The following is a 13921-nucleotide window of genomic DNA, read 5'->3' on the forward strand; positions in this document are numbered from 1 at the left end:
ACCGTTGTAATTCTCTCTCTGCGTTCTCTGCGTTCTCTGCGGTTCAATAATCAAACTCTATTCCTCAACAAATTTGTTTTTCTCCCAAAACAATCCCGCAGCAATTCCCGCCTGAGAAACTAAAAACAATGCAGCAATTAATAGCTTTTGAAAGCCCGGTGCGTGGAAAAATGGATAAGTTAGCAAATTCAGATAAAATGACGGATGTTGTAGTTTCCCATTAGTCCCGCGTTTCGAGATCATTTGCTGAAACAAAAAAGCACCTCTACCGTAATTGAATTGCTGTTTCCAAAATTTGCGAAGAGTTAATGCGTGTGAGTGATAGACTATAACTTCGGGAGCGTAAATTGCGGCATTGCCTGAATGCAACCACCGATCGCAAAATTCCCGGTCTTCTCCAGCCGCGAGAGAAAAAGTCGTGTCAAAGCCTCCGATTTTTTGGAAAGCCTCAGCCGGAAGGGCAAAATTGTTAGAAGTGAAAAATTGGGCGCGATCGCCAATAGCATTATAGTAACTGTAAAGGTAATCGATAAGTTGCTGGCTGGCAGTAGAATAAATGTTATCCGGCAGCGCGTTTACAGTTCGACCTCCGATTAAGCAATCTGGTGTTTCCACAAATCGCTTTTCCAGATTTTGCAGCCAATCTACCCCCACAGTACAGTCATCGTCTGTAAACACTAAAAATTTGCCTTCTGCGGCAAAAGATCCAGTATTTCGCGCCGTTGCCGGGCCGGAGTTGGGTTGTGTCAGAAGAGTGATATTTAGCTGATTTTGAAAAGGCGAAATTGTATTTTCGACAGAGATTTCGGTGCTATCGTTGACGACAATAACTTGAAATTTCTCGCGCGGATATTCAATCTCAACAAAAGACTGAAGACACGCCGCTAATTTATCGGGGCGATTGTAGGTCGGAACAATAATCGAAAATAGAGTTTTAGCTTGGTTCATGTTCAGTTGACAGTTGACAGTTGACAGTTGACAGTTGACAGTTGACCGCTTTATAGCGACTTCTACGTGGAAGTCCAAGGATTGGAGTAATGAATAGCCTTCTTTTAATTTCCCCCGCTTATGCTTGGGGCTTTAAACCAATTCTTTTTGGTAACTAATAACTTTTAATTTTTCAAGCGATATAGCACCGACTCAGTATTAAAATCTTTACCGAAAACGGGTTGCAGCGGGCCTTGGGCACTTGTCAGCCAAGATAAAGCTTTTCTGGTAGCTGCGTTTGTCTCAGTCAGGGGCCCGAATCCCACAGTCCTAATTTTATTTTGCCGCAGGTTGTCAATCCATGCCGAAAGTCGATCGGCTCTAAATGGTACATATAAAACTTGTCTGTCCAAATTTCTCCCGTAAAACAGGTAGCTGCGCGAACTTAAAAAGAAGCCTATTCTTTCATCGGGTACTGTATTTTTATCAATATATTCGTAAATACCACGATACAGTTCGGTACGTGCAATATCTCGCTTTTCCCTCCAATGACCAATTACTATCAATCCTATACAGACACCAATTATTACTAGGTAAATCGATTTTTTGCGGGTAGGAAATAGATGATTTAGCCATCCTAATGCCGGATTGATTTTTAACCATATCGCAGCCAGAGTCAGTGACAAAATATAAAATATTGGATATGGTAATATATATTGCCAACTGGGGCGTAATATTTTTCCGATATTATTAATAGCTTCTATGGGGTTAGACTTAAAATTGTCAATCAACAAACTCCCCCAAACAATACTATCTCCGGTGAAAGAAGCATTTTTAATATAATCAAAAATTGTGTTGCTAATAATTCCGAACAAACCACTAAAGAAAACCACTACCAGAACAACTAGATTTGGAGTTTTCAAGAAAGTTGCTGTAGCTGCTGCGGCGATGGCGAGTACGCTTAAAAAGGGAAATCCGTATCTGAGGTTAAAACCGAGTATAGGGCTGAGTTGACCGATCGACTCTCCGGCAGTACCGGAGGTGTAAGGTGTAATTATATACAGAATTCCTGTGCTGGCGAGAAGTATAATTAAAATAATATTATTTTGATTAATTATTCTGGTTTTACCCTGGATAAAAGCCAGAGGCGCTGCCAATATCTGAAGCGCGATCGCCAGAAAGGGCAGTTGCAATCTAATGATAATTTGTAAGCCGACAGTTTGCCAGTGGGAAATATTGCTGGGATTAAATTGAGCTGCTAAAGTGCTTTGCCAAATCTTTAGAAGTGGCGAAGCGGGTGGCTGCTGTACCGGAGGTGTTGGTGCAGGTAAGGGAGACGGTAAGGGAACAGGCTCTAAGGGAACTTTAATATCGCCGACTTCGCTGACAGGATAATTGATTTGCAGCAAGTTTCTCGCATACCAAAAACCTCCTAAAAGTAAGCAACAAGCTACGCCCCACAGCAAGACTGGTTTGAGAAAGTGGCTAATTTTAAATTTAGCTGATGTAGATTTTTTATTAACCGCGAATCTTTTAATTTCTAATATTGCTAATCCTCCTAAAAGTGAGGCTGCATAGACTATGCCAGTGATTTTTATTCCGGCTAGCATTCCTACGGCTGCCAAAAATAGGGATAGTTCAGATTGCGCTCTGCTGCTATGATAGGATAAACCAAAATATAAACCCACTGTAAATATTGCAGCTAGCGGTAAGTCTGGCTGAAGGGTGTTAACTTGGTTGAGCATCATCGGTACTGTCAATACTAAAGATGCTGCTGCCATACCGTGAAGTCGGGTTGCTCCAAATTTTACGCTTAATAGATAGACGGCAATTCCCTCAAGTAGCCACGCAATTAGCATAGGAAAAGCTGCTAGAAAATCTTCTCCGAAGGGAAGCACACACAAAGCAGATAAAACGTGCCAATTGTAGGGATATACTCTAGCTTGTTCTTGCTCAAAAATCCAATTTCCAGCAGCATCTAATAATGTCAATGAATTGGTTTGATACCATCGGGCGATCGCAGGTAGGTGAAACCACAATGAGTCATAATTGGTTGTGGGTTTGCTTGCTAGAGTTTCCAACAGCACAACTCCTACAACAGCGGTGGCAACAATAATTAGGGATTCTGAGTAGCCCAAAGGTTGCTTGAGTTGGGGAATCTGCCACTGCGAGAAGGTAAAAGTTTTGTGGTTTTTGGCATAAATCAGAATTAAGCCGATCGCACAAATCAGAATTTCTGCTATAATCACCGCAGTAATATTTAGTCGATCGGCACTTCCTAAAATCAAGCCGATACAAACTTGTGCAATGCTCCATCCCGTCACGAGTACGAGGAGAAAATGGGGAAATGAATAGTTATTGTTTTCTTTCTGATTCTCGAAGACAAGAGACAAGCTTAAGGGAATCGGGCAGACTAGAATAATCAGAAATAAAATTAATTCCCACAAATGCTGCGCTATTAGCATAAGCTGCAAGTTACCATTTTTTATCAGTTTTTCCTCGTTACCCGAAAGAGCCTGGTAACGAGGAAAAGTAACGAACACGCGAGCTCGTTGCACAAAACATAAATTTTCTTGTGGGGTGGGCTTTTCGACCGTTCCACAAGAAAATTAATCTAGGCAATCCCCAATTTTTACCTGTTAGCTTGCTTCTGAGGTTTGGGTTTGACTGCTTCAGTATCTTTGGGCTTAGAAGTGTCAGCTTTTAACAGTTCCGGGAATGGCGGCTGGAGGTTGTGAACTTCGATGTCCATGCCCAGCGGCAGAGGTGGAAGCTGGGGCAGATCGTTTTCCAAATCCTTGAGTCCGCTGGCGGTTTGTATTTCCACCATTTTCGGCATTTGCGGTACTTTGGCGGTTTCCAAACTACCGATCATTTTTGCCAGAGCGAATTCTAGCTGAGAACCCGGATCGATCGCCACCCAACCCTGGTCAGTCATTTGCCGCACCTCGAAGTGGAGGTGAGGCCCTGTAGACATTCCCGTACTCCCGACGCGGCCGATCGTCTCTCCCTGTTTCACGAACTCTCCCGGTTTCACAAACAGTTCCGAAAGGTGGGCGTAGAGAGTTTCCTGAGAGTTTTTGTTGTGGTTGAGAACTACCGTCAAACCGTAGCCGCCCAACCAATCGGCGATCGCCACTTGACCGGCATAGGCTGCCAGTACAGGCGTTCCCATTGGGGCTCCCAAGTCAGTTCCGGTGTGAAACCTGCCGTAGCCCATAACCGGATGAGTCCGCCACCCAAAGGGCGAAGTAATGGCCGAAGCAATAGATAGCGGAAACAGCAAGCTGGTGTTGCCATTTCCGGGCAAGCCTGCGGGACGTGGCGTGAGATTGTAGTAAGCAAAACCGGTATTGCTGCCGCTGCTGACACTAACGGCACCGACTTGAACCGGCCCGAGTCCCATGCTGGGCGCTGGAGGGCCGCCGCCGTAAGATGCAGATCCGGCATAATACGCAGCGTCTGCTGAGTACCCAGTGTCTGCGGAGTAGCCTATGTTAGCCGAGTAGCCGGTGTCTGCGGAGTATACAGCGTTAGCCGAGTAGCGCGGGGGTGCGTAAGCTGATTCCGGCGGGTTTGAACCCCCCCAAACCTGGCTGCCTATTTGTTGAACGGCTTGACCGAGTTTACTCACAGGATTTCCGCTACTATTTCCGGCAACAGTTCCCCGAACCTCGCCCGGAAGGCTTTCTGGCAGATTTCGAGGAGGAGGGGCTGCAATATAGCCGTCGTCTGCGATCGGAGGTTCCTGTCTGTAGTTGGGTTCTCCTGCATCTGCCGTCACCGGCTCGGAAACAGGAGGAGGCGCGCACAAACCGCCTTCTCCTTCGCACCCAGTCGATCGTTCTGCAAACTCTATTCTGGTTGGAGCTTCGTACTCGCTGGTAGCGCCAACGCTGTAGTCTGTTTGATCGATTTCAGCGTGGGCTGGGTTAACTGGCGCTTCAAAAGGCGGCTCCTGGGCCGTCGCTTCTGGCAGGGGAATCAGCGCGGGCTCCGGCAGATAATATTGGGTGGGAGGTGGTTCGCTGGCGTACTCCGGCTCCCAGGCCGGTGCGGCATCGAAAGGCTCCGACGGTGGAACTTCTGCCTGCGGTTCAGGGTAGGGTTCTGGCGACCCTTGGCTGTATTCGGGTTCCGGGGGCGGGAGAGGAGCTTCAAATAATGGCTGGAGTTCTGCTGCGCCGGGGACGGCTTGTTCTGCTGGCGGAGTTTCGGCTTGGGCCCAAACTAAACCTTTGCTGAGCAGTCCCAGACTGGCAAGGCAACCCAGTCCCACCAGCAGTGAGCGATCGGACAAAAGGCGCGATCGAGTCCGGGCGCCTGTAGGGTTCTTTTTTTGCTGTTTGGTGTTCAAAGGGGCTGTTATTTGCTTGTCTGGAACTGGTTTCACGATTTTTTTTCCCAACTCAACAGGGGGCACAAGGATCTCGAAGTCAGGATCGAATGTATGGCAATCCTTGTCTTTATATACAGGCCTAACTGATTTTACCGGGCTTGAGGCAATTTTTTTTGCACATAGAACAAGCTCAAATGCCTTACGCATTCACTTGCGATCGATATCCGGTTTTTTTGATCCTGATGGCACTTGCGTAAAAGTGTCTTAGGGCCACACTGATGATAGCGCTTTGGCGTTCGTCTATGTTAATTAGTTGCCTATATTTGTCAGATTCTGCAAAATTTCTGCGCTGTCGGTCGTCCTGAAATATTGCACCATTCTCAATAATCTTTTCAGGGCGGACTCTCCTGCCCAACCCCCTACTCCCCACAGGAAAATCTACTCTTTGTGGAACAAGCCGGAAAGCCTGGTAAGCGAGAAGGCTGCAAAATGTGAGTTGTTCTAAAACCGCTTACTCATTGCGATTTTTTCCTGAAAGCTGGCCCTGCTTTTAAAATTCGCGGACAAAATTTTTGATTGTTTAGAATACAAGCTAAATGATTCGCTTGGGTAAGGATAGGTTTCATGACTGTAGCTGGCGATCGCTTGACAAATGTTCTAAACTCTGAGTGCTTCGGACAGCCTGACGGTATCAGTTGGGACTGGCAGAGTTCTGAAGGCTTGCCCTATCTGACTTGTAGCTTGCTTTCTCGCTGGTCTCACGGCTTTTTTACTCGCGATTTCTCGCCCCAGGGGCCGATCGAGCTGACGGAAGTTCTCGAACCTGGAGCTAAGGTTTACCGACTTCAACAGGTACACGGCAATGCGGTACTCAAAACCACTGAGTTGTCACCGGTTGTGGCTCAGAAACCGGAAACCGCTGCCCCAAGCTATGCTGAGGCTGATGGCTTGGTTGCCCATCGAGAATTGGAGGCGCTGTGGGTTTGCTCGGCTGACTGTGTGCCGGTGCTGATTGCTGACGATCGCACGGGACTGGTTGCGGCAGTTCACGCGGGTTGGCGCGGGACTGCTGCTAAGATATTACCAGAGGCGATCGCTCAACTTGTGGCACAAGGCAGTCAACTAGAAAATCTGAAGATTGCTATGGGGCCGGCGATCGCTGGAGAGGTTTACCAGGTATCTGTGGAAGTAGCAGCGGAACTGGGAGCCACCATTGCTCCTAAGAGTGCCGTTAGTGCGACAGCAGACGGCATCTGCGAGTTTTTGCATCAACTGCCGGAAACGCCTGTCTTAGCCGATCCAGAACCGGGAAAAGTACGCTTGGATGTTCGCCTCTGCAATGCTCTGCAATTGCAGCAGTTGGGAATCGATCTTTCTCAAGTGGCGATCGCTCCTTTCTGTACTTATTCTGACTCGGCTCGCTTTTTTTCCTACCGCCGCGATCGACTTAAAAAAGTCCAGTGGTCGGGAATTGTGAGTTCCAGCAGGACAAGTCCCTTCTGAGGGCATTTGGCAGAAGGTAAAATTTTAGACGGCCAAGATAAAAATAACAATCTTTGGATTCATTATTTTTTATTTACGAATGCCAAATGCCTTCTAGTTTCTATTTTCGTAAGGTTTGCTGGTTCCTGTTTTAAAGCACCAAAAACTAGCAGCAAAACTTTTGGGAAAGCGGCAGAGCTCCCGCCCCGCTTTCCTCTCTTGTTAAGATTGGTCTATAACGAGAGTCTTCAGCGGGTTATTACCATGAGTGAGCCAACTCCCTATCAACTTCTTGAAGTCGATGAAGATGCTTCCTTTGATGAAGTGCAAGAGGCCCGCACGCGCCTAGCTGAGCAGTACAGCGGTGACAAGAAACGTTTGGAATTGCTCGAAGCAGCTTACGACGCGATCCTCATGGATCGCCTGCGGCAGCGACAGGAAGGGAAAATTAAAGTACCTGAACGCATCCGCTTTCCCGAACGGCTGACTCCCCCACCCCCAAGCTTTACTCCCTCTCCTCCTAGTGGCAGCCCAGCTTGGTTGCAGCGGCTAATCGATACTCCTAGTCGATCGGATATTTTGTGGCCGGCTGGGGTGTATGTGGGGTTAGGCGGACTGAGTATTTATCCTGCGGCTAATGATGGTTTACTACAGTTGACTCTGGCTCTTGGGGTCGGCTCTTGTCTTTATTTTATTAATCGCAAGGAACAAAAATTTGGTCGCGCCGTGCTGCTGACTGTGGCTGGCTTGGTTATAGGCTTGTTGCTGGGAGGATTTTTGGGTTCTTTGGTCAGTCCGGCATTTATAACAACAGAGAAATTTATCGCTTTGTTTACGTTTTTAATTCTGTGGCTGGTCAGCAGTTTTCTGCGATAGTCAGTTGTCAGTTGACAGTTGGCAGTAGTTAATTACTGTTATTAGTTAATTGTTATTGGTTGGTTCGTAGTTTTTAGGTGTTAGTAGTTAGTTGATTGTTACCAATTACTAATTACCAATTAACAATTACCAATAACTAATGACTGTTGACTAATGATTGATGACTGTTGACTACTGACTACTGACTACTGACTACTGACTACTGACTACTGACTACTGACTACTGACTATCTAAAATAATCTCAACTGCTTCGCTCAAATTGTTAGCAATTAAATCCGGTTGGTGCATTTCTAGTTGGGTGCGATCGCGAATTCCGCACAAAACACCAATTACCTTGACACCGTGCGTCTTGGCTGCTATAATATCTGCCTCCGTATCCCCAACCATCCAAGTGTCAGAAGCCGGAGGCAGTTCGGCAAGAGCTTTTGCCATCAGCAGGGGCTTATCTTTGACATCCCCGGTTTTAACGTAATCGTTGGGGAGGCAATAGCGGCGGTTTTCTGGGAAAAAATGCCCTAAATTGCAGCGGTTGAAGGCTTCATCTAGTTCCCTAACGCGGCGCATGGTCATCACCGCTAAGTCTACTCCAGCGCCCTGCACCTTTTCGAGAGTTTCCAGAGCGGTGGGAACTGGTTGATCATAAATCATGTAGGGTAGGGTGTGGACTGTTTGACGGCGTTTCTGGGCAAAATCGCGGGATTGGGCTGCGTCTAATCCTGAGAGGAGGGCGATTTCGGTTTCGGGAACCCGCGCGCGCTTCATGTCCCAAAACTCTGCCTTGGGGAGTTCCCGCACTGGTTGCCCCTCACGTTGAGTCTCGGCGAGACAATACTGGTAAACTCGGTAGTAGCGATCGGACACGTCCATGATCGGGCCGTCAAAGTCGGTAATAAGTCTCAGCATTTAGCAGAGTATTTTTAAGCTTTTATACAAATCCTTCGATACTATATCATTTAAAGGTAACACTTTCTTTACAAAAATTGACACAAATACCCAGGGGAGGTAAGGTCTATAGGAATGGTGCTAATTAAAGCAAACATTTGAATTAAACTGTGCTGTTCCTCAACTTGAGCGGTTGTCAGCCATATCGGGGAATTTAAAATTAAAATGTGCCGCACAAATAGTGTAAACCGCTACATATTGTTCATAAATCTCAACCTCAATCGAGGCTGATTTTGACTTCGTTTTCTCAAAAAAAATTGGTTCAATTAATATTTGGCCCCATTTTTAAAATAAGCAAAAAACTGCTTGGAGAATCCAAAGTGTACTGTTTGCATAAATTAGCCAGCGGTAACAGGTGATGACATTTGCCAGGATAAAAATTCCCATGAGAAATCGCAGCCAAACAACAACTAACTTTACCGGCTAACCTTTGAGAGACATGCTCTACAATAACGAGATGCTTCCCACATTAACTGTAGAGAGCAGCCCCAGAAGTATTAATATTCTTCTTTATAAGCTGTTATCCTTACGCAGGATTGAGTACCTCACAGTCGATCGGGAACTTAAGATTAAAGAAATATCTTTGAAAGTGCAAGATTTTGCCTACATTCATGAGGAAGTAGGCGAAGGAAAAGACGTGCGCGATAGTTTTCCTGAACTAATCGGCATTGAAGGAATCCTTGAAGATATTATTGAAGAACGACAGCAAGATTGTCAGTTAAAATCAATTAGCCGAGTTCTCAAAGACGGATCTTATTTGTATCTAGATTTGTACATTTTTGGTTATAAGGGACAAGCCAATGCTGACAGATTGATTATTTTATGTGAAGATGTGACAGATAGCCTTGGAGGTCAGCCAACTATCTTTCAGGCTGCCAATAAAACAAGTATTAAAGGCGATAAGTTAGCTGCGGCTGGCGATTATATTGACAAAATTATTAATTCCCTAGGGGATGTTTTGTTCGTAACAGGAACATCGGGCCAAATCAAAAAAGTGAATCAAGCTGCACAGCAATTATTTGGGTATACCGAATCGGAATTAATCGGCCAATCCATATCCCTGATTACAGCAGAGGAGGAATTGTTACGCAAAGTCAGCCAGCTACCTCCTGCACTTAAAAGCCAATATTGGCCTCAAGTAAAAGTAGCTTGCCAAACGAAAATAGGTTTAAAGCTGATTGTTGCGTTTTCATGCTCTAATTTTGAGACAAGCACAGGAAGCAAGGATGGAGATAGCGAGGTTATACAAGATTTTGTTTATATCGGCAAAGACATTACCAAACAACAACGCATAAAAAAGTGTCAAGAAGCACAGTATGCTGTTACTCATATCCTGTCAGAATCAACTTCTCTAGATAGCGCAACTCCGAAAATTTTGCAAGCTATTTGCCAAAGTTTTGGGTGGGATTTTGGCGAACTTTGGATGCCGGCAGAGGCGGAGAAAGAAACTAGATTGGGTGAGGAAATAAAATCTGAAACAGATCCGCTTTGGTGCCTGCCACTTTGTTGTCCGATCGAGGAAACTCCTTGTTGGCAGCGGGTGGCAGTTTGGCAGGCTGCGGAGGAAGTTAGGGAGTTTGCCGAAAATGATCAGCAGATTACTTTGGCTGCGGGTGAGGGTTTGCCGGGAGCGGTTTCCAGAAGCGGTTCTACGCAGTGGATTACTGATCTTGTGGGCGATCCCAGTTTCGTGCGATCGCGCTTGGCAGAGGAAGCGGGACTGCGATCGGGATTCGGTTTCCCCATTCACGCTAGGAGCCAAGTTGTAGGAGTAATGACTTTTTTTTGCCGGGAAGAACTGCCACCGGATCAAGATTTACTTCAGATCATAGCTGTGGTAAGTTCTCAATTAGGAGAATTTGTCAAGCGCAAATATGCAGAGCAAGAATTGCAAGAAGCTGAAGCTTCAATCCGATTTTTGTACGAACAAGAAAAACGCCAAAGTGAAGAATTAGCTCGACAAAATTTAGCTTTAGAACAAGCCAAATTAGAATTACAAGCAGCTAACATGGAATTGCAGCGCCTCGCTGCGGTGGATGGATTGACTCAAATTCCCAACCGCCGCTGTTTTGACAAAAAATTGGAGTTAGAATGGCAGTTGATGGAGCGAGAAAAAGAGTCGCTGTCTTTAATTTTGTGCGATATCGATTTTTTCAAACTTTACAACGATCGTTACGGGCATCAAGGAGGCGACGAATGTTTAAAACAAGTAGCCGAGATTTTAGCTAGCAACGCTCAGCGGGCAGGAGATTTAGCCGCCCGCTACGGCGGCGAAGAATTTGCGGTAATTTTGTCGCGAACTGATGTGCAAGAAGCAAAGCGGGTAGCTGAAGCAATTCGCAGCGATTTGAAAGCAGCGGAAATTTTTCATGCTGCTTCCAAGATAAGTAAGTTTATAACTCTCAGTATGGGGATCGCTACTACTGTACCTGCTGCTGGTCTATCGGTGGAGGAGTTAATTGGACAGGCCGATCGAGCGCTGTATCGAGCTAAACTAGAAGGACGCGATCGTATAGTTGCCCTAGACTTGAAAATAGAATTTCAGGGCCAGAAAGGAGTATGTTCTGATGATTGTAAGAAAAGCTAAAATCGCTGACGCACCTGCAATCGCACGGGTGAATCTAGATACTTGGCGAACAGCTTACCGAAAAATTGTACCAGCAGATTACCTCGCGCAACTGTCCTATGAAAAAGCAGAAAGCCGTTGGCAAGAAACCCTGACAAACGTCAAAAATACTGGGGTTTTTGTCTGCGTTGCTGAGAATGAATCAGGAGAAATTGTGGGTTTTGCTGCGGGTGGTTGCGAGCGCACCGGCAAATATGTATATAAAGGAGAATTATTTGCCATCTATATTTTGGAGGAATATCAGCGTCAAGGAATTGGACGGCAACTCGTGAGAACAGTTGCCACAAAATTGGCAGAATTAAGTTTGAACTCCATGCTAGTTTGGGTACTAGGAGACAATTCAGCCTATAGGTTTTATGAATTATTAGGAGGTGAAAAAGTAGACGAACAGGAAACAACTAGAGCAGGAGTTGCACTCAAAGAAATTGCCTATGGTTGGAAAGATATCGCAGTGCTGATTAACACGCCTTTATGACCTAAAAAGTGGAAGCTTTTGTCAATCATCTATTAAACTTCCCCTATTCATTTGTTCGCGTTCAATTGCCTCAAATAAAGCTCTAAAATTCCCCGCACCAAAACCTCCAGCTTGCACCTGTTTGCCGTTAACTAAACTAACTCGGCGCTCAATAATCTCGAAAAAGAAAGTCGGCTCTGCAAAAATTGGCTGGGTAAATATTTGCAGCAGCATTGCTGCTGGAGTATCATCTTGCCAATCTGCCAAAACTTGACAAGCTGCAATTGCTTGCCAATCTGCGGGCAAATAGTCTTGCCGCTGCTGTAATTCGGAGTAGTATGTTGGAGGAACTGGCAGAAAAGGCAAACCACACGATCGCAAATCGGCAACAACACTCACAATATTATTAGTTTGCAAAGCCATGTGCTGAATTCCCGGCCCTCGATTTGCGCTCAAAAACTCTTGAATTTGAGAATTAGCTGATGCCGGTTCATTAATCGGGAATTGCACCCCACCTTCAGCGTGCACCATAACTTGGCTCCGCAAAGCCGATTTCTCAGTCTGAATATCAAAATTTTGCTGCGGTTGAAAACCTAATATTTTTTGATACCAACTAACAGCACTTGACAAATCGCCAGATTCAACATTTAACACTACGTGGTCAATCCGGGTAAACAACGGCAGCTTATCCGCAGCCGATAGCAGTGAATGGCTGCCAATTCGCTCCACGAGCGTATGACTTAAATCGCCCCAGCCTGCGATTTTTGCCCGCTTAAAATAGCCTCCTGCGTTTAGGTCTTCTTGAATCGGTTCCAGGATTTTAGCGCCTTCAGCAGCCGCTCTAGCTACCGCTAATTCAATATTTTTTACCCGAAAACCTACATCGGCAATCCCTGGAGGATGAAACTTCAACCAACTAGCAGCGGGACTAGCGGGTGTCAGAGGCGAAGATAAAACAAAACATACATTGTCACTGCTGACAGCTTCAGTGTGAGTGTGGCTGTTGGCATAACTTGCTATTGATTGAAAGCCTAACTTGCCGACAAACCAGTCGCGGGATACTTTAGCGTTTTCAACGTAAAATTGAATGCGATCGAACTCCATAATCAATAATTGAAAATGGAAACTGAAAAATGGAAAATCTGCTGATTTTCAAGGCAAAATTGCAAGGTAGAGACTGAGTAATGGATATTTTTCATACTTTTTATTGAGCGCCCACTTAATAATAACCTAAAGAGTGAATATCTTAGCTCCCTCTGAAGGCAGAAATAAGTCAGCACTTAAAAGAAAAGACACCCGGTGTCTGGGATAACTTGGGTTTGCCACGACGCCTTCGCCAAAAGGACTTACGCAAAAAACAAATAGTTTGACGCGCGAATTATAGGGGTAAGGTGCGCCAGCCCGTGCACCTACATAATTAAGTGCTGTACAAGTTCTCAAACCTAAAAATATCATAATTTTTCTTGCCTTCAGCTTCCGCTGCGTTCTGCCTTCAAATCATTCCTCAATAGCTAAAAGAACAAATGACTTTCCGGCTGAATATTAATCTCCATAGGCACAGCTTGCGGGTCAGCCGAAAGAGCAAACATAATCGCATTGGCAGCAGTTTCGGTACTCAGCATTTTTGACCTGTCTACCTTCAAACTCACATTATCCCAAAACGGAGAATCCACCCCGCCAAAATAGAATAGCGTAAACTTAATGCCGTAGCGTCGCAGCTCATCTGCCATGCACTTGCTGAAACCAACTACCCCAAACTTTGAAGCGCAGTAAGCCGTTCCCATCGCCATCGAATGCTTGCCCAAAATTCCGATGACATTGCAAATGTGGCCGGATTTGCGCTCTTTCATCAAATTCGCCGCTGCTTGAGACGTGTAAAAACTGCCTTTTAAGTTTAAGTCAAGCATTGCATCTAAATCAGCGGGTTCTAACTTGTTCCACTGCTTGAGAATTCCGGCACCAGCGGCGTTTATGAGGGCATCAATTTGTCCGAAATGTTCCAGAGTTGTCTGCATCAAAGTCTCGACTTGTGGCAAATCAGTGATATCTGTGGGCACGCACAGTACCTCTGTTGCCGAAATTTCGCTAGCTAAAGCGTCTAATTTACTGCTGTCTCTGGCGGCGAGCACTAGCCGCGCACCCGCATCAGCAAGTTTCCGGGCCACTGCTGAACCGATGCCGCCAGTCGCACCCACCACAACCACAACTTTGTCGTGCATATCCCTTTACATTTCTTTACGTCCAGATTGTATGATAACTCAAGTTGCTAGTAAT

Annotated in this window: 10 protein-coding genes; 4 read left to right on the forward strand and 6 right to left on the reverse strand. The window is 45.7% G+C overall.

The features are described 5' to 3' along the window. Positions 1 to 57: 57 nt before the first annotated feature. From QUA03_RS16270 to QUA03_RS16280, 3 genes are all read right to left on the reverse strand, one after another. Complete coding sequence (locus QUA03_RS16270; RefSeq protein WP_333213303.1) at positions 58 to 948, reverse strand: glycosyltransferase; 891 nt, start codon at positions 946 to 948, stop codon at positions 58 to 60. A 164-nt stretch (positions 949 to 1112) separates the two neighbouring features. Beyond that, on the reverse strand, positions 1113 to 3485 hold the full coding sequence (locus QUA03_RS16275) for a hypothetical protein (protein ID WP_333213304.1): 2373 nt from the start codon (positions 3483 to 3485) through the stop codon (positions 1113 to 1115). A 74-nt stretch (positions 3486 to 3559) separates the two neighbouring features. Beyond that, the gene (locus QUA03_RS16280) at positions 3560 to 5320 is read right to left on the reverse strand and encodes a peptidoglycan DD-metalloendopeptidase family protein (protein ID WP_333213305.1); all 1761 of its coding nucleotides are present in this window, start codon (positions 5318 to 5320) and stop codon (positions 3560 to 3562) included. A gap of 570 nt (positions 5321 to 5890) precedes the next feature. Between QUA03_RS16280 and pgeF the strand changes: the two genes are divergently transcribed. Then, complete coding sequence (pgeF, locus tag QUA03_RS16285) at positions 5891 to 6769, forward strand: peptidoglycan editing factor PgeF (protein ID WP_333213306.1); 879 nt, start codon at positions 5891 to 5893, stop codon at positions 6767 to 6769. 243 nt (positions 6770 to 7012) lie between these two features. Next, positions 7013 to 7624: a CPP1-like family protein gene (locus QUA03_RS16290; RefSeq protein WP_333085136.1), complete on the forward strand. Its 612-nt coding sequence runs from the start codon at positions 7013 to 7015 to the stop codon at positions 7622 to 7624. Positions 7625 to 7844: 220 nt separating this feature from the next. Here QUA03_RS16290 and QUA03_RS16295 read toward each other — a convergent pair whose 3' ends face one another. Beyond that, positions 7845 to 8528 (reverse strand): HAD family hydrolase, encoded by a 684-nt coding sequence (locus tag QUA03_RS16295; protein ID WP_333213307.1) that lies wholly within the window; start codon positions 8526 to 8528, stop codon positions 7845 to 7847. A gap of 478 nt (positions 8529 to 9006) precedes the next feature. Between QUA03_RS16295 and QUA03_RS16300 the strand changes: the two genes are divergently transcribed. Next, positions 9007 to 11154: a diguanylate cyclase domain-containing protein gene (locus QUA03_RS16300; protein WP_333213308.1), complete on the forward strand. Its 2148-nt coding sequence runs from the start codon at positions 9007 to 9009 to the stop codon at positions 11152 to 11154. After that, a complete protein-coding gene (locus QUA03_RS16305) occupies positions 11135 to 11668 on the forward strand; it encodes a GNAT family N-acetyltransferase (RefSeq protein WP_333213309.1) in 534 nt (177 codons plus the stop codon). Before QUA03_RS16300 ends, QUA03_RS16305 begins: the two co-directional genes overlap by 20 nt. A gap of 21 nt (positions 11669 to 11689) precedes the next feature. On the opposite strand, the gene hppD is transcribed toward QUA03_RS16305, so the two are convergent. Together hppD and QUA03_RS16315 are read right to left on the reverse strand one after the other, a co-directional pair. After that, positions 11690 to 12751, reverse strand: a complete 1062-nt coding sequence (gene hppD, locus QUA03_RS16310; protein WP_333213310.1) for a 4-hydroxyphenylpyruvate dioxygenase — start codon at positions 12749 to 12751, stop codon at positions 11690 to 11692. A gap of 407 nt (positions 12752 to 13158) precedes the next feature. Beyond that, entirely contained in the window at positions 13159 to 13866 is a 708-nt protein-coding gene (locus QUA03_RS16315; RefSeq protein WP_333213311.1) for an SDR family oxidoreductase, read from the reverse strand. Between the last annotated feature and the right edge of the window lie 55 nt (positions 13867 to 13921).

The organism is Microcoleus sp. S36b_A4, assembly GCF_036700645.1.
Classification (GTDB): Bacteria; Cyanobacteriota; Cyanobacteriia; order Cyanobacteriales; family Microcoleaceae; genus Microcoleus.

Coding starts and splice junctions, on each gene's coding strand:
- QUA03_RS16270 (WP_333213303.1), bottom strand. CDS start 948: ATGAACCAAGCTAAAACTCTATTTTCGATTATTGTTCCGACCTACAAT.
- pgeF (WP_333213306.1), top strand. CDS start 5,891: ATGACTGTAGCTGGCGATCGCTTGACAAATGTTCTAAACTCTGAGTGC.
- QUA03_RS16290 (WP_333085136.1), top strand. CDS start 7,013: ATGAGTGAGCCAACTCCCTATCAACTTCTTGAAGTCGATGAAGATGCT.
- QUA03_RS16295 (WP_333213307.1), bottom strand. CDS start 8,528: ATGCTGAGACTTATTACCGACTTTGACGGCCCGATCATGGACGTGTCC.
- QUA03_RS16300 (WP_333213308.1), top strand. CDS start 9,007: ATGCTCTACAATAACGAGATGCTTCCCACATTAACTGTAGAGAGCAGC.
- QUA03_RS16305 (WP_333213309.1), top strand. CDS start 11,135: ATGATTGTAAGAAAAGCTAAAATCGCTGACGCACCTGCAATCGCACGG.
- hppD (WP_333213310.1), bottom strand. CDS start 12,751: ATGGAGTTCGATCGCATTCAATTTTACGTTGAAAACGCTAAAGTATCC.
- QUA03_RS16315 (WP_333213311.1), bottom strand. CDS start 13,866: ATGCACGACAAAGTTGTGGTTGTGGTGGGTGCGACTGGCGGCATCGGT.